The sequence below is a fragment of the Pseudoduganella sp. R-31 genome, from assembly GCF_049913235.1.
GTDB lineage: Bacteria > Pseudomonadota > Gammaproteobacteria > Burkholderiales > Burkholderiaceae_D > Rugamonas.
Genome location: NZ_CP183986.1, coordinates 2,914,501 through 2,929,267 on the forward strand (window position 1 = coordinate 2,914,501; position 14,767 = coordinate 2,929,267).

General features: G+C 64.2%; 12 protein-coding genes. 9 read left to right on the top strand and 3 right to left on the bottom strand.

What is annotated here, in order from left to right; genetic code table 11:
• The first annotated feature begins 10 nt into the window (after positions 1 to 10).
• Complete coding sequence (locus ACN9MY_RS13385) at positions 11 to 3,127, top strand: EAL domain-containing protein (protein WP_426171302.1); 3,117 nt, start codon at positions 11 to 13, stop codon at positions 3,125 to 3,127.
• Between the two features lie 10 nt (positions 3,128 to 3,137).
• Positions 3,138 to 5,405, top strand: coding sequence for a molybdopterin cofactor-binding domain-containing protein (locus ACN9MY_RS13390; protein WP_426171304.1), 2,268 nt, complete (start codon positions 3,138 to 3,140; stop codon positions 5,403 to 5,405).
• Here the strand turns inward: ACN9MY_RS13390 and ACN9MY_RS13395 are convergent.
• Positions 5,391 to 5,813: a thioredoxin family protein gene (locus ACN9MY_RS13395; RefSeq protein WP_426322955.1), complete on the bottom strand. Its 423-nt coding sequence runs from the start codon at positions 5,811 to 5,813 to the stop codon at positions 5,391 to 5,393. The two genes, ACN9MY_RS13390 and ACN9MY_RS13395, sit on opposite strands and share 15 nt — an antisense overlap.
• 40 nt (positions 5,814 to 5,853) lie before the next feature.
• Between ACN9MY_RS13395 and tsaB the strand changes: the two genes are divergently transcribed.
• From tsaB to ACN9MY_RS13415, 4 genes are read left to right on the top strand one after another with little or no spacing between them, the layout of a single operon-like run.
• Positions 5,854 to 6,552, top strand: coding sequence for a tRNA (adenosine(37)-N6)-threonylcarbamoyltransferase complex dimerization subunit type 1 TsaB (gene tsaB, locus ACN9MY_RS13400; RefSeq protein ID WP_426322957.1), 699 nt, complete (start codon positions 5,854 to 5,856; stop codon positions 6,550 to 6,552).
• The gene (gene rimI, locus ACN9MY_RS13405) at positions 6,552 to 7,022 is read left to right on the top strand and encodes a ribosomal protein S18-alanine N-acetyltransferase (protein WP_426323748.1); all 471 of its coding nucleotides are present in this window, start codon (positions 6,552 to 6,554) and stop codon (positions 7,020 to 7,022) included. Before tsaB ends, rimI begins: the two co-directional genes overlap by 1 nt.
• On the top strand, positions 7,019 to 8,275 hold the full coding sequence (locus ACN9MY_RS13410) for a uracil-DNA glycosylase (RefSeq protein ID WP_426322959.1): 1,257 nt from the start codon (positions 7,019 to 7,021) through the stop codon (positions 8,273 to 8,275). The genes rimI and ACN9MY_RS13410 overlap by 4 nt, the downstream gene beginning before the upstream one ends.
• Positions 8,259 to 9,236 carry a DUF1853 family protein gene (locus ACN9MY_RS13415; protein ID WP_426322961.1) on the top strand — a complete coding sequence of 326 codons (978 nt, stop codon included), beginning with the start codon at positions 8,259 to 8,261 and terminating at the stop codon, positions 9,234 to 9,236. The genes ACN9MY_RS13410 and ACN9MY_RS13415 overlap by 17 nt, the downstream gene beginning before the upstream one ends.
• Here ACN9MY_RS13415 and lplT (ACN9MY_RS13420) read toward each other — a convergent pair.
• Entirely contained in the window at positions 9,233 to 10,492 is a 1,260-nt protein-coding gene (gene lplT / locus ACN9MY_RS13420; RefSeq protein WP_426171313.1) for a lysophospholipid transporter LplT, read from the bottom strand. The genes ACN9MY_RS13415 and lplT (ACN9MY_RS13420) overlap by 4 nt on opposite strands.
• A gap of 4 nt (positions 10,493 to 10,496) precedes the next feature.
• On the bottom strand, positions 10,497 to 11,759 hold the full coding sequence (gene lplT, locus ACN9MY_RS13425; RefSeq protein ID WP_426322963.1) for a lysophospholipid transporter LplT: 1,263 nt from the start codon (positions 11,757 to 11,759) through the stop codon (positions 10,497 to 10,499).
• Positions 11,760 to 11,885: 126 nt separating this feature from the next.
• Here lplT (ACN9MY_RS13425) and alr point away from each other — a divergent pair, with 126 nt between their 5' ends.
• From alr to ACN9MY_RS13440, 3 genes are all read left to right on the top strand, one after another.
• Positions 11,886 to 12,974 (top strand): alanine racemase, encoded by a 1,089-nt coding sequence (alr, locus tag ACN9MY_RS13430; RefSeq protein ID WP_426171316.1) that lies wholly within the window; start codon positions 11,886 to 11,888, stop codon positions 12,972 to 12,974.
• 4 nt (positions 12,975 to 12,978) lie between these two features.
• Positions 12,979 to 14,355 carry a DNA repair protein RadA gene (radA, locus tag ACN9MY_RS13435; protein WP_130313671.1) on the top strand — a complete coding sequence of 459 codons (1,377 nt, stop codon included), beginning with the start codon at positions 12,979 to 12,981 and terminating at the stop codon, positions 14,353 to 14,355.
• Between the two features lie 66 nt (positions 14,356 to 14,421).
• Complete coding sequence (locus tag ACN9MY_RS13440; protein WP_426171317.1) at positions 14,422 to 14,742, top strand: PilZ domain-containing protein; 321 nt, start codon at positions 14,422 to 14,424, stop codon at positions 14,740 to 14,742.
• Positions 14,743 to 14,767: the final 25 nt, after the last annotated feature.

The following is a 14,767-nucleotide window of genomic DNA, read 5'->3' on the forward strand; positions in this document are numbered from 1 at the left end:
GACCCGCTGAATGGCTCGGAATTTTTATAACAAATTAAGGTCCCGCCTGAGCGCTCTGTATGGGCTGTCGATTTATGGCGCCTTGTTACTGGTGGTATTCGGCGGCCTGGTGATTCCTGCCATTATCGGCTCTTACCTGCTGATCGGGGTGCACGAACAGAAGTCCGCCCAGACCGCCCTCAACGAATCGCTGCAGCGCAACGCCGACATCCTGGCCCTGGGCATGCAGGAATCCCTGTGGAACATGAATGCGGAATCGGCTCACTCGCTGGTCGAATCCGTCATGCGCGACCGCTCGGTGCTGCAGGTGCAGGTCACCGGCCAGGCCGACACCCAGTTCATGCACGTCGAAGCGCCCAAGCGCGCCATCGGCAACGTGGTGCGGGCCGAGCGTGAAATCACGGTGCGCGGCGAAAAGATCGGCAAGATCATGGTCGAGATGGACGACGCCCGCAGCCAGCAGGAATTGCGCGAGAAGCAGCTTTCCTATGTCTTCGTGCTGGCGGCCCAGCTCACGGTGTCGCTGTTGCTGATCGTGCTGTTCCTGAACCAGCGCCTGCTGAAGCCCTTGCGCAAGCTGATGCGCTTCTCCGACCGCCTGTCGCATGGCGATTTCGAAACACGCATGGAGTTGAGCGGCAGCGATGAACTGGGGCGCCTGGCAGGCCAGCTGGACCAGATGCGAGTGGCGATCAAGCACCTGTTTGAAGATATTGCCCAGCGCGAGGAGCGCTTCCGCACCATCGTGACCCAGGTGCCGGGCGCCGTGTTCCGCTTCCGTCCCGACGGCCCGATCGATTTCGTATCGGACGCCATCGAGGAGATCTCCGGCTATTCGGCGTCGCAGTTCATGCGCAGCACCACGCACGCCTGGGCCAACCTGATTTGTCCTGAAGACCGCAAACGCCAGCGCCGCGTGGTGGTGCAGGCGATCCAGGACGGCAAGCCCTACGAAATCGAATATCGCATCATGGACTCCACCGGCACCGAGCGCTGGGTGGCCGAGAATGGCCAGCCGCAGGCGGTGGAGGCGGGCGGGGCGCCTTGGGTGGACGGCATCATCTCCGACATCAGCCAGCGCAAGCACAACGAAATGCGCATCGAAGCCCTGCTGGCCGAGCAGAGTGCGATCCTGGATAACGTGATGTTCGGCGTGATGTTCGTGCGCCACCGGACCATCGTCTCGGTCAACCGCCGCTGCGAAGAGCTATTCGGCTATGAGCCCGGCCAGATGATCGGCGCTTCCACCGCCATCGTGTTCCCCACCACCTTCGATTTCGAATCGGCCGGCGCGCGCCAGTATTCCACCCTGGGCAGCGGCGAGTACTTCAGCGAAGAGCGCAACTACCGGCGCCAGGATGGCTCGCTGTTCTGGTGCATGGTGTCCGGCTGCGCCATCGACCAGAACCGCCCGAACGAAGGTTCGATCTGGGTCTATGCCGACATCAGCGCCCGCAAGGAAGCGGAAGAAAAACTGCGCCTGTCGGCCACCGTGCTGGAACACATCGCCGACGGCGTGATGGTGATCGACGACAAGGGCACCATCGTGGCGGTCAACCCGGCCTTCACCCAGATTACGGGCTACACCGAAGCGGAAGCCTTGGGCCACGACGTTGGCCTTACGCGCTCCGGCCGCCACGACGAAGGCTTCCACGCCGAGTTGTGGAAAGAGCTGGTGGAGCATGGCTATTGGCGCGGCGAAATCTGGAGCATGCGCAAGAGCGGCGAGTTGTTCCTGGAGTGGCTGACGCTGACCGCGGTGCGCGATACGCGCGGCGTGACGACCCACTATGTCGGCGTGTTCAGCGACATTACCCTGGTCAAGCAATCGCAGGAAAAGCTGGACCACCTGGCCCACCACGACGCCCTGACCCAGTTGCCGAACCGCCTGCTGTTCCACGACCGCCTGCAGCACGCCATCCAGCGCGCCACGCGTGGCAACGAGCAGCTGGCGCTGCTGTTCATCGACCTGGACCGCTTCAAGAACGTCAACGACACCCTGGGCCACCACATCGGCGACGAGCTGCTGAAGCAGGTGGCGCATGCGCTGTCGGAAAAACTGCGCGAAGGCGACACCCTGGCGCGCCTTGGCGGCGATGAGTTCATCGTGCTGCTCGAGGATGTGGAAGGCCAGTATGGCGCCGGCCAGGTGGCTGAAAAGCTGGTGACGATGTTCGAACATCCTTTCATGGTGGCGGGCCACGAACTGTTCGTGACCTGCTCGATCGGCGTCTCGGTGTTCCCGACCGATGCGAGCGACCTGAATATGCTGATCCGTAATGCCGACGTGGCCATGTACCAGGCCAAGGCGCGCGGCCGCAACGGCTACCGTTTCTACCAGCCTTCCATGTCGGGCGAGGGCGTCGAGCGCCTGCGCCTGGAAACCTATTTGCGCCGCGCCATCGAGAAAGAGGAAGTGTTCCTGAACTTCCAGCCGCAGGTGGAAATCGATACCGGCAAGCTGCTGGGCGTGGAAGCCCTGGTGCGCTGGAACCATCCGGAACTGGGGCTGGTGCCGCCGAATCGATTCATCCCCCTGGCCGAGGATACGGGCTTCATCAGCCAGCTGGGCCAGTGGGTGCTGTACGAAGCTTGCCGGCAGATGGTGCGCTGGCAGGAGGCCGGCCTGCACGTGCCGAAGATCGCGGTCAACCTGTCCGCCAAGCAGTTCGAGCGCGGCAGCATGGTCACCACCGTGGCCGACATCCTGCGTGAAACCGGCCTGGAGCCGCATCGCCTGCAACTTGAAGTGACCGAGTCGGTAATCATGAATACCGGCGATGCGCTGGGCTTCATCAACGATCTGCACGCGGTTGGCGTGTCGCTGGCGATCGATGATTTCGGCACCGGCTATTCGTCCCTGGCTTACCTGAAGCAGATGCCGGTGCAGACTCTGAAGATCGACCGCTCCTTCATCAAGGACATTTCGACCGACGTCAACGACGAGGCGATCGCAATTGCCATTATCCAGCTGGGGCGCAGCATGAACCTGTCCGTTATCGCCGAAGGCGTGGAGACGGAGCAGCAGGCGGCCTTCCTGCTGCGCCACGGCTGCAACCAGGCGCAGGGATTCTATTACAGCCGTCCGGTCATGCCGGAGGATTTGCTGCAGCGCTGGCTGCCTTAACGAGAGTGCCATGCTCAAACCGAAGAAATTTTCCCGTCGCCGTTTCCTGCTGAGCGGCGTTGCCGTCGCCGGGGCGATGGTGGTGGGCTGGGGCGTGATGCCGCCGCGCCAGCGCGTGCGCGGGCAGGCGCCGCTGCCGCTTGAAAACGGCGCTGTCGCCCTGAATGGCTGGATCGCCATTGCCCCCGACGGCAGCGTACAACTGGCCATGCCGCGTGCGGAAATGGGGCAGGGCGTGCACACGGCGCTGTCCATGCTGGTGGCGGAGGAGCTGGATGTGAGCCTGGACGCGATCAAGGTCATCCAGGCGCCGGCCGACAAGATCTACGCCAACCTGGCGGTGATGCGTGAAACCCTGCCGTTCCATCCGGACGATACCGGCCGCTCGCGCGAGCTGGCGAGCTGGATGCTGGGCAAGGTGGCGCGCGAGATGGGCATTGTGATTACCGGCGGCTCGTCCAGCGTGAAAGATGCCTGGACTTCGATGCGCGAGGCCGGCGCCACGGCGCGTGCCATGCTGGTTGCCGAAGTGTCCCAGCAATGGAAGGTGCCGCCGGAGCAGGTGCGTGCCGAGAACGGCGTACTGTATCACGACATCAGCAAGAAATCGGTCGGCTATGGCGTGGTCGCCGCGCGCGCTGCGCTTGGCCAGCCGGGCAAGGTGACCCTGAAAGACCCGCACAGCTTCCGCCTGATCGGCACCAGCGTGCCGCGCCGCGATTCGCGCAGCAAGTCGGAGGGTACGGCGCTGTATGGCATCGATGTGCGCCCCGAGGGCATGGTGTATGCAGCGGTGCGCATGTCGCCCGTGGTGGGCGGCAAGGTCGCAGGCGTGACGCCGGGCGAGGTGGTGAAGATGTCGGGCGTGCTGTCGGTGATCGACTTTTCCAATGCCATCGAAGAGAACTATGGCGCCGGGGCCGGCGTTGCCGTCCTTGCGCGCAGCTACTGGCAGGCCAGGCAGGCAGCCGCCGCGCTGCCGATCCGCTGGGACGAAGGCCCGAACGCCAAGCTCTCCAGCGAGGAAATCTATGCATCGCTGACCAACGCCCTGGAGGCGGAGGACGGCGACAACTACCACAAGCGCGGCGACATGGCGCAGGCATCCAGCGCACTGCGCACCATCAAGTCGGTGTACCGCGTGCCTTACCTGGCGCATGCCTGCATGGAGCCGATCAACTGCACTGCGCAGGTCAAGGACGGCAAGGTCACGGTATGGGTCGGCACGCAGGCGCCGACTTTTGCCCGCGCCGCTGCCGCGCGCGTCGGCGGCGTCAGTGAAGCCAATGTGATCCTGCACGAATACCTGCTGGGAGGCGGCTTTGGCCGCCGCCTGGAAATGGACATGGTGGCGCAGGCGGTTGCCATTGCGCGTGAAGCCAAGGGCCTGCCGGTGCAGGTGATCTGGAGCCGCGAAGACGACACCACGCACGACGTGTACCGTCCGGCCGCGGTGGCGCGCATGACCGCGGGCCTCGATGCGGCCGGCAATATCATTGCCTGGGAAGCCAAGACGGCCGGCGGCGCGCTGACCCACCAGTTCACCAGGCGCAACCTGCGCATGCCCGCGGCAGGGCCGGATCGCTCGACTGCCGAGGGCGTGTACGACATGCAGTACGAAATCCCGAACCAGCAGATCAACCACGTCGTGGCGGACAGCGCCGTCCCGCTGGGCAACTGGCGTTCGGTAGGCCATTCGCAAAACGCCTTCTTCAAGGAGAGCTTTGTCGACGAAATGGCCAGTGCGGCCGGCAAGGACCCGGTGGAATTCCGCCGCACCATGCTGCTTGGCCACCCGCGCCACCTGGCGGTGCTGAACGCGGCCATCTCCAAGGCGGGCAAGGCGCCGGAAGGGCGCGCGTATGGCGTGGCGCTGCACCAGTCCTTCGGTACCATCGTCGCGCAGGTGGCCGAGGTGTCGGTGCAAGACAAGCAGATCCGCGTGCATCGCGTGGTGTGCGCGATCGACTGCGGCATCGCCGTCAATCCGAACATCATTGCGCAGCAGGTGGAATCGGGCGTGGTCTATGGACTGTCGGCGGCCCTGGGCGGTGAAATCACCATCAAGGACGGCAAGGTCGTGCAAAGCAATTTCGCCGACTATCCGGTGCTGCGCATGAACGAGGTGCCGCTGGTGGAAACGGTGATCGTGCTGAGCGCCGAGCCGCCGGAAGGCGTCGGCGAACCTGCTACCCCGCCGATCGCGCCGGCCGTGGCAAACGCGGTGTTCGCGCTGACGGGGCAGCGCCTGCGCAGCCTTCCCTTACGTTTGGCCTAACAGGGCGCGCAGGTTGCATTCCTGCTGCCATTGGCGGCGTTCCGGGGTGGACGCCGCCTGGCGTTCCAGTTCTTCGTCGGAGAGTTCGGCCTGGGTTTCGATCAGGCGGTGTGCTACCTTCGGATCGGGCAGCATGGTGCCGAAGAAGGCCACGTGCTCGTGGCGCTGGATCAGCAGGGTAGGGAAGTTTTCGACATCAAGGTCGCCGACCAGGTCGGCGTGGTCTTCGATATCGACCCACAGGAAGTATTTGTCCGGGTGGCGGCTTGCCAGTTCCTCGAAGACCGCGCGGTAGGATGCGCAGGTGCCGCACCAGGCGGCGCACAGGCAGGCCACGACCAGGTGGTTCTGCGCCAGCGCGGCGGCTACTTCGGCGCGGTTGTCGGCATGTAGGGTAGTGCTGTGCATGGGGTGCTATTGTACATGCCCACAGGGTAAAATACCGGCCATGGCTACCATTCTTGCAATCGAAACATCCTCTGAAATGGCTTCCTGCGCCCTGTTGCGCGGGGAGCGCGTGACTTTCCGCGAATCGTCCGGCGTGCGCACCCACTCGCAGGCAGTGCTGCCCATGGTCCAGGAATTGCTCGCCGAGGCAGGCATTGTCCTGCGCGATTGCGATGCCATAGCCTATGGCGCGGGCCCCGGTTCGTTTACCGGAGTGCGCACCGCTTGCGGCATCGCCCAGGGGCTTGGTTTTGGCGCCGGCTTGCCGTTGCTGCCCGTCGTCACGCTGGACGCCATGGCGCTGGCTTGCCGCGAACGCCACGGCTCCGGCGAAGTCCTCACGGTGCTCGATGCGCGCATGAACGAGGTCTATTGGGCCCTATACCGTTTTGAAGGCGGCCTGCCGGTTGCGATCCTGCCTCCGGCATTGTCGGCTCCTTCCGGTGTCGCTCCGGCCGGCCCGGCGCGCGCCTGCGGCAATGGCTTCGCCGCCTATGCCGAGGCGTTTGTCGGCCAGGCCTTTGCCGATGGCGCCGACGGCGAAGTGATGCCGCATGCGGTGCAGGTTGCGCAGCTCGGGCGTGCTGCTTTCGCCGCCGGCCACGCCGTGCCTGCGGCACAGGCGCAGCCGCTGTACTTGCGCAATAAGGTTGCCTATACCAAGGCGGAACGTGAAGAGATGAAGGCGTCGCAGGCATGATGCATCAGTTATGGGACCTGGCCCGGCTAATCTACGAGCCAATGCAGGAAAGCGACCTCGATGAGGTGGTGGCGGTGGAGCAGGAGGTTTACCCCTACCCATGGAGCCGCGCCAATTTTTCCGATTCGCTGTCGCAGGGCTATCACGCCTGGATTCTGCGCGCGCAGGATCGCCAGTTGATGGGATATTTCCTGGTGATGGGAATTGTCGACGAGGCGCATCTGCTGAATGTGGCCGTGTCGCGCAATTGGCAAGGCCGCGGCGTGGGACGGCTGCTGGTGAACCAGGCGGTCGCCTTGTCGCGCGGCCTTGGCATGGAGTCGATCTTGCTGGAAGTGCGGCCTTCCAACGTGCGCGCCCTGGAGATCTACCAGCGCTACGGATTTGCCGAAATCGGCCGCCGCAAAGGCTATTATCCCGCTGCCGATTCAACCCGCGAGGACGCTATCGTGATGCGTTTTGGCCTATGAGCGATCGCCGGTCTGCCGTGTTCCTGGAGGAGATGGGCGTGGGGCCGCAGTGGCGCCTGCGCAATCGCCCGGTTGCGGCTGATGCAGCCGGCGCCGGTGAAGTGGATGACGCGTTCGCCGACGCACAACCTGCGCCGGCCGCGGTGCAATTCGCTCCCGCTGCCGGCCAGCAATTGCCTGCCGCACAGCAGGAAGCCGCCGCCCTTGACCCTGCGCCGGCCGCAGGACTCGCTCCCGCCGCGCCACCGCGCCCGCCCGCCAACGCCCAATCGCCGGCCGCCGCCGCTGCCGCGCGCGCAGCTTCCACGGCGCCAGGGGCGGCAACAGGCGCGCGCCAGGCGCCGCCGATCCCGCCTGCGCCTGATGCGCAGGCCGCTCCGGCTCCGGCCGCACCGGTTCGCGTGCCCGGCACGCCAAGCATTGCATCGACAGGCGAGGACATGTCCTGGTTTGACGACGCCCCAACGCCGGAATACAAGCCGCAGCGCAAGAAAGTGGCGGCTCCGGAGCAGCCCGCCGAAACGCCGCCACAGCGTCCTGCGCCGGCAGCAAGGCCCGCGCCAACGCCGCCGCGCACTGCCGGCGTCCCAGCCTACGACGATATCCCGATGGACGAGCCGCCATCCTGGTTCGACGAGGAGCAAACGCCGCGCGGCGCTGCCACGGCCGTCGCCAGCGCCCCGGCGCCCGGCGGTGCAACGGATGAACAAATCGCCCAGATGGACTGGCCTGCACTGCAAGCAGCAATCGCCTCCTGCACCCGCTGCGGCCGCTGCCAGACCCGCCAGCAAGCCGTCCCGGGCCGCGGCGACGAGCAGGCGACCTGGATCGCCCTCGACACCGCGCCAGGCCAGGCTGAGGATGCGGAAGGTTACCAGTTCGCCGGCGATCCCGGCTACCTGCTCGACAACATGCTGAAGGCCGTCGGCCAGGTAGCGGAAAAGGGCGCCTACCTCACCAGCCTGGTGAAATGCCACGCCCCGCACGCGCCAGGCGCCGAAGAGTTGCAGGCCTGCCGCCCATACCTCCAGCGCGAACTGGAACTGACGCAGGCAAAAGTCATTGTCGCCTTCGGCCACAGCACCGGCAAAGGCCTGCTTGGCGGCGCCGCGCGCGGCCGCATCATGCTGCACGGCGCCGTGCCGGTCGTCGCTACTTACCACCCGGCCGACCTGCTGAAAAAGCCGGAAGAGAAGGCCAAGGCATGGCAGGACCTGTGTCTGGCCAAAGCCGCGCATGCCGGCCGACGCTAGGACATTCCACCGCAAATGGGGCCATCTCGCGCGGCCCCACGTCCGCGCGCTGGCCTGGCTGCTCGACTCGCCCGACCTGCTCGACCCGAACAGCCCGCACTGGCAGGGCAAGATCGCCACGCTCGGCCCCATGACGGCCGCGGTGGCAAACTGGCTGGACGACCTTGACGCCGATCCTGCGCCGCTCGAGGACGCCCTTGGCAACCGTTTTTACTCGCGCCTTGGCCTGTATGCCGAGAAGCTGATGGCCTTCTACTTCGCCCAGCACGGCGCGCTGGCTGCCCACGGCCTGCAAGTCCGCGACGGCAGGAACGGCACCATTGGCGAATTCGATTTCCTCCTGCGCGAGAAGGGCAGCGAAAGCTTGCGCCACATCGAGTTCGCCACCAAGTTCTACCTGCTGGACGGCGACCCGGATTCCGGGAATTACAATCGCCTGGTCGGCCCCAACCTGGCCGACACGCTGGGCCTGAAGATGCACAAGATCTTCAACGCCCAGTTGCAGCTATCACAGCACCCGATCGCGCAAAAAGTCGCACCCGCGCCCGTCACCCGGGCCCAGGCCCTGGTCAAGGGCTGGCTGTTCTACCATGCCACCGAAGCTGCGCCGCAGATCGAAGGCATTTCGCCTGAACACTGCCGCGGCTATTGGCGCACCCACAGCGAACAAGCCGCCGCGCAAGGCGAGCAATTCATCGTCATGCCGCGCCTGCAATGGCTGGCGCCGCTGCGCACGCCAGTCCAGCGCAGCGAAAGCACGCCCACGCCGGCTCCGCTCACGCGCGCTGCGTTGCTGGACGTACTGGCGGAAAAGTTCGTCGCCGATCCAGGCCCCGTGCTGGTGGCAACGGTGCGGGAAGAGGGCGGTTGGCTGGAAGAAGTGGAGCGCGGCTTTGTGGTGCCGGATGATTGGCGCGCCCGTGCCCAGGCGCGCCGCAGCGACGGAGGCCTGCCGTCCTAGTGGTGCTCGCCGATCAGGCCGAGCGAATCTTTCTTGCGCTGGTTGGCGGCATGCAGCGCCATGATGGCCAGCATCGATCCCGCCAGGAACAAGCCAAACAGTACGATGATGGTGTTCAGGCCCAGGCCAAGCTTCACCATCGTGGCATACACGGCCAGCATGGTAAGGATGGACAGGTTCTCATTGAAGTTCTGCACCGCGATCGAGTGGCCGGCGCTCATCAGCACGTGGCCCCGGTGCTGCAGCAAGGCATTCATCGGCACCACGAAGAAGCCCGACAAAGCGCCGACCACCAGCAGCAATACATAGGCGATGCGCAAGTCGTGCACGAAAATCATCGACATCACGATCACACCCATCGCGATCCCGAGCGGAATCACCGAAAGCGCCTTGCGCAAGGTAATGAAGCGCGCAGACAGCACGGCGCCCAGCGCCACGCCGACCACCACGATGGCAACGGTGGTGGTGGCCTTGTTCAGCGGCATGCCCAGCGACTGCTTGGCCCATTCCAGAACGATGAACTGCAAGGTCGCGCCGGCGCCCCAGAACAGGGTGGTAACCGCCAGGGAAATCTGGCCCAGCTTGTCGCGCCACAGGATGCCGCAGCAGTCCGCGAAATCGCGCACCAGGCGGAACGGGTTGCGCTCTTGCCGCTCATAGACATAACCGGTGTCCGGTATGCGCAAGTTGAAAACGGTCGCCAGCAGGTAGACCACGCCCACCCAGGCCAGCGCTATCTCGCCGACCGTGTCGAAGCCGGTGTCGATGCCAGGCACGTCGAAGGCCAGCAGGCCCGCCGAGACCGGGCCGCCGATCAGGGCGCCGCCCAGCGCGGTGCCAAGGATGATCGAGCTGACGGTCAAGCCTTCGATCCAGCCGTTGGCTGCGACCAGCTTTTCGGGCGGCAGCAGTTCCGTGAGGATGCCGTACTTGGCCGGCGAATAGATCGCAGCGCCCAGGCCTGCGACAGCATAGGCGGCCAATGGGTGCACGTTGTAGAAGAACAGGGCGCAGCCGAAAATCTTTATCATGTTCCCGATCAGCATGACGCGGCCCTTGGGCAGGGCATCGGCAAAGGCACCGACAAAAGCAGCCAGCAGCACGTAGAACAGGACGAAGGTCTCCTTCAGCATCGGCGTCATCCACGCCGGCGCTTTCATGGCTCCCAACATATAGATTGCGATGATCAGCAACGCCGAATCGGCCAGCGACGAGAAGAACTGCGCCGCCATGATGGTATAGAAACCTCGTTTCATCGCCTTAGTGCTTATGCTCTCCGATCAGGCTGAGCGAGTCGTGCTCACGCTGGTTAGCCGCATGCAGCCGCATGATGCCAAGCATGGAGCCGGCGACGAACAGGCCAAACAGCACGATGATGGTATTCAGGCTCAGGTGCAGCTTCACCATCAGCGAGTACACCGCAAGCATGGTCAGGATCGACAGGTTCTCGTTGAAGTTCTGGACCGCGATGGAGTGGCCTGCGCTCATCAGCACATGGCCGCGATGCTGCAGCAGCGCATTCATCGGCACCACGAAGAAGCCCGACAGCAGTCCGACGACCAGCAGCAGGGGATAGGCCAGGCGCACGTCATGCACGAAGATCATGCCCATCACGATGATGCCCATGGCAATTCCCAGCGGGATCACCGTCAGCGATTTGCGCAGCGTGATGAAGCGCGCCGACATGCCGGCGCCCACTGCCACGCCCACGGCAACGATGGCGATGGTGCTGGTCGCCTTGTTCAAAGGCATGCCCAGCGATTGCTTGGCCCATTCCAGCACGATGAATTGGAGGGTCGCGCCGGCGCCCCAGAACAGGGTGGTCACGGCCAGCGAAATCTGGCCCAGCTTGTCGCGCCACAGGATGCTGCAGCAGCCGGCGAACTCGGTGATCAGGCGCAGCGGGTGGCGCTCCTGGTGCTCGTAGACATAGCCCGTATCCGGAATGCGCAGGTTGAACAGCGCCGCCAGCAGGTAAGTGACGCCGACCACTGCCAGCGCGATTTCGGCCGTCGTGTCCAGGCCCGTTTCGATGCCCGGCAAATCGAAGTGGAGCAGCGCCGCAGCAACGGGCCCGCCGATCAGGGCGCCGCCCATGGCAATGCCGAAGATGATGGAGCTCACGGTCAGGCCCTCGATCCAGCCATTGGCTACCACCAGCTTTTCCGGCGGCAGCAGTTCGGTCAGGATGCCGTATTTGGCCGGCGAGTACACAGCCGCGCCAAAACCGACCACCGCATAGGCGGCCAGCGGGTGCACATGATAGAAAATCAGTGCGCAGCCGAAGATCTTGATCAGGTTGGAAATGAACATGACCCGGCCCTTCGGCAAGGCATCAGCGAAAGCGCCTACAAATGCTGCCAACAGCACGTAAAACAGCACAAAAGTCAGCTTCAGCAATGGGGTGACCCACGCCGGAGCTTGCATGGTCACCAGCAGGTCGATTGCCACGATGAGCAGCGCATTGTCTGCCAGCGACGAAAAGAACTGCGCGGCCATGATGGTATAGAAACCACGATTCATTCAGGACGCCAGATAATAATCTCGGCATGCTTTATACCATGGAAAGTAAGGTTTCCCAAGAATTCGGCCAGCATCCGGCAGGTACAAAAGGTAGAATGCTGCTTTCTTATTCTGCCGGTTTTAGACATGCCAAGGCCCATCGTCGCGCACATCCATCTCGCTGCAATGCAACATAACCTGGAGCGCGCCAAGGCCTGTGCGCCGGGCGCCAAGGCCTGGGGAGTGGTCAAGGCCAACGCCTACGGGCATGGGCTTGAGCGTGGCATGCGCGGTTTCGCCGCCGCAGACGGCCTGGCGCTGATCGAACCGGACAACGCGGTGCGACTGCGCGAGATGGGCTGGAGCAAGCCTGTTCTTCTTTTAGAGGGATGGTTCGACACCGCGGACTTGCTGGCAATGGCGGAACATAGTATCGAAGGCGCCGTTCACTGCATCGAACAGCTTGAAATGCTCGAGCGCACACCGCTGGGGCGCCCGCTCAATGTGCACCTGAAAATGAACACCGGCATGAACCGCCTCGGCTTCAAGCCAGGCGAATATGCCGCCGCCCACGCCCGCCTGCGCGCCATCCCGCACGTTGGCACCATTACCCTGATGACCCACTTCGCCAACGCCGACGAACTGCACCACCCGTGCATGCCGCTGGCGGAACAGGTGCGCCGCTTCAATGAGGGCACTGCCGGCTTGCCGGGCCCGCGCAGTTTGTGCAATTCGGCCGGCATCCTGCATATGCCGGAGCTGGGCGCCAGCCTGGCGACCGACTGGATCCGTCCGGGCATCATGCTGTACGGCGGCACCCCCGGCGGCCAGACGGCGGAAGAATTCGGCCTGCAGCCGACCATGACCCTCTCCAGCGAATTGATCGGCGTGCAGGAAATCGGCCCCGGCGACTATGTCGGCTACGGCAGCCGCTTCAAGGCCGAGCGCGCCATGCGCATCGGCGTGGTGGCCTGCGGCTATGCCGATGGCTACCCGCGCCACGCGCCGGTCGATACGCCGGTCCTGGTGGACGGCGTGCGCACCCGTCTCGTAGGCCGCGTCTCGATGGACATGCTGACGGTCGACCTGGGCAATATTCCAGATGCGCGCGTCGGCAGCAAGGTGGTGCTGTGGGGCGAAGGCATGCCGATCGATGACGTGGCGACGGCTGCCGGCACCATCGGCTATGAGTTGATGTGCGCCCTGGCGCAACGCGTGCGTGTGATCGAGGCGTAAGCAGATGGCCAAGGCAAAGACCAACTACACCTGCAGCGAATGCGGTGGCATCAGCAGCAAGTGGACCGGCCAGTGCTCGTCCTGCCAGCAGTGGAACACCATGGTGGAGACGGTGATCGAAGCCGCCGGCGCCAACCGCTTCTCGCAGGCCCAGCACCAGTCGCTGGCGCAGACCGCGCCCGTGCTGTCGCTGCAGGATATCGAAGCGCTGGACGTGCCGCGCTTTGGCACCGGCATTGAAGAATTCGACCGCGTGCTGGGCGGCGGCCTGGTGGCGGGCGGCGTGGTGCTGATCGGCGGCGACCCCGGCATCGGCAAATCGACACTGCTGCTGCAGGCGCTGGCCAATATGTCCAAGGTTAAGAGCGTGCTGTATGTCAGCGGCGAGGAATCCGGCGCCCAGATCGCGCTGCGCGCCAAGCGCCTGGCGGTCGATGCCAAGGACCTCAAGCTGCAAGCCGAAATCCAGCTGGAGAAAATCCTCGGCACGCTGGCCGACCTGAAGCCGCAGGTGGCGGTGATCGACTCGATCCAGACCCTGTATTCGGATGCGCTGGCCTCGGCGCCCGGCTCGGTGGCCCAGGTGCGCGAATGTGCGGCCCAGCTGACCCGCGTGGCCAAGATGAGCGGCACCACCATCATCCTGGTCGGCCACGTCACCAAGGAGGGCTCGCTGGCCGGTCCGCGCGTGCTGGAACACATTGTGGACTGCGTGCTGTATTTCGAGGGCGACAACCACTCCAGCTTCCGCCTGGTGCGCGCCATCAAGAACCGCTTTGGAGCGGTCAATGAACTGGGCGTGTTTGCGATGACGGAAAAGGGCCTGAAGGGCGTATCGAATCCTTCTGCGCTGTTCCTGTCCTCGCATGAAAACCAGGTGCCCGGTTCCTGCGTCATGGTGACGCAAGAGGGCACGCGCCCGCTGCTGGTGGAAGTGCAGGCCCTGGTCGATACCAGCCACCTGCCCAACGCACGCCGGCTGTCGGTCGGCCTGGAGCAGAACCGCCTGGCCATGCTGCTGGCCGTGCTGCACCGGCACGCCGGCATTGCGGCCTTCGACCAGGACGTATTCATCAACGCCGTGGGCGGGGTAAAGATCACCGAACCGGCCGCCGACCTGGCGGTCCTGATGGCGATCAATTCTTCGATGCGCAACAAGGCGCTGCCGAATGGCTTCGTGGTATTCGGCGAGGTGGGCCTGGCCGGCGAGATCCGGCCGGCGCCGCGCGGGCAGGAGCGCTTGCGCGAGGCGGCCAAGCTCGGCTTCTCGATCGCCATGATTCCCAAGGCGAATGCGCCCAAGCAGCCGATCGAAGGCATGACCATCATTGCGGTCGAGCGCATCGACGACGCATTCAATCGCTTGCGCGAGCTGCAGTAATGTAGATTTTTACGAAATATTGGCTACAATAACAGGCTCGATTCCAACCAGAAACCGGACAAGAAATTGTTAGTAGATTCAAGGCAAGGCGCCCGTAAAATCCTGCGCGTACGGGCAATGATCGTGATGGACGGCGGCGCGCCGATGGCGGCACGTACCTTCGACCTCGGCCTGGCGGGCATTTCCCTGACTTCCGAACATAAGGTGCAAGTCGGGGCCAGCGGCCAGATCGTGTTCGAAATGCTGGTCGATGGCAAGCCGCAAATCGTCAATACGCGTGGCAAGGTCAACAATTGCATTTTCAGCGGCGACGAATTCAAGATCGGTTTCACTTTTGCGCCACTCGACAACGAAGCAGCCGGAGCAATAACCAAGTTCATGCGCTAATATTAGGTTATGGACTATGTGAGCA

Excerpts from the sequence above, each read along its gene's own strand:
- ACN9MY_RS13410 (WP_426322959.1), top strand. The coding sequence starts at position 7,019 with ATGAGCGATCGCCGGTCTGCCGTGTTCCTGGAGGAGATGGGCGTGGGG.
- ACN9MY_RS13390 (WP_426171304.1), top strand. The coding sequence starts at position 3,138 with ATGCTCAAACCGAAGAAATTTTCCCGTCGCCGTTTCCTGCTGAGCGGC.
- ACN9MY_RS13415 (WP_426322961.1), top strand. The coding sequence starts at position 8,259 with ATGCCGGCCGACGCTAGGACATTCCACCGCAAATGGGGCCATCTCGCG.
- lplT (WP_426171313.1), bottom strand. The coding sequence starts at position 10,492 with ATGAAACGAGGTTTCTATACCATCATGGCGGCGCAGTTCTTCTCGTCG.
- tsaB (WP_426322957.1), top strand. The coding sequence starts at position 5,854 with ATGGCTACCATTCTTGCAATCGAAACATCCTCTGAAATGGCTTCCTGC.
- ACN9MY_RS13395 (WP_426322955.1), bottom strand. The coding sequence starts at position 5,813 with ATGCACAGCACTACCCTACATGCCGACAACCGCGCCGAAGTAGCCGCC.
- radA (WP_130313671.1), top strand. The coding sequence starts at position 12,979 with ATGGCCAAGGCAAAGACCAACTACACCTGCAGCGAATGCGGTGGCATC.
- lplT (WP_426322963.1), bottom strand. The coding sequence starts at position 11,759 with ATGAATCGTGGTTTCTATACCATCATGGCCGCGCAGTTCTTTTCGTCG.
- ACN9MY_RS13385 (WP_426171302.1), top strand. The coding sequence starts at position 11 with ATGGCTCGGAATTTTTATAACAAATTAAGGTCCCGCCTGAGCGCTCTG.
- alr (WP_426171316.1), top strand. The coding sequence starts at position 11,886 with ATGCCAAGGCCCATCGTCGCGCACATCCATCTCGCTGCAATGCAACAT.
- rimI (WP_426323748.1), top strand. The coding sequence starts at position 6,552 with ATGCATCAGTTATGGGACCTGGCCCGGCTAATCTACGAGCCAATGCAG.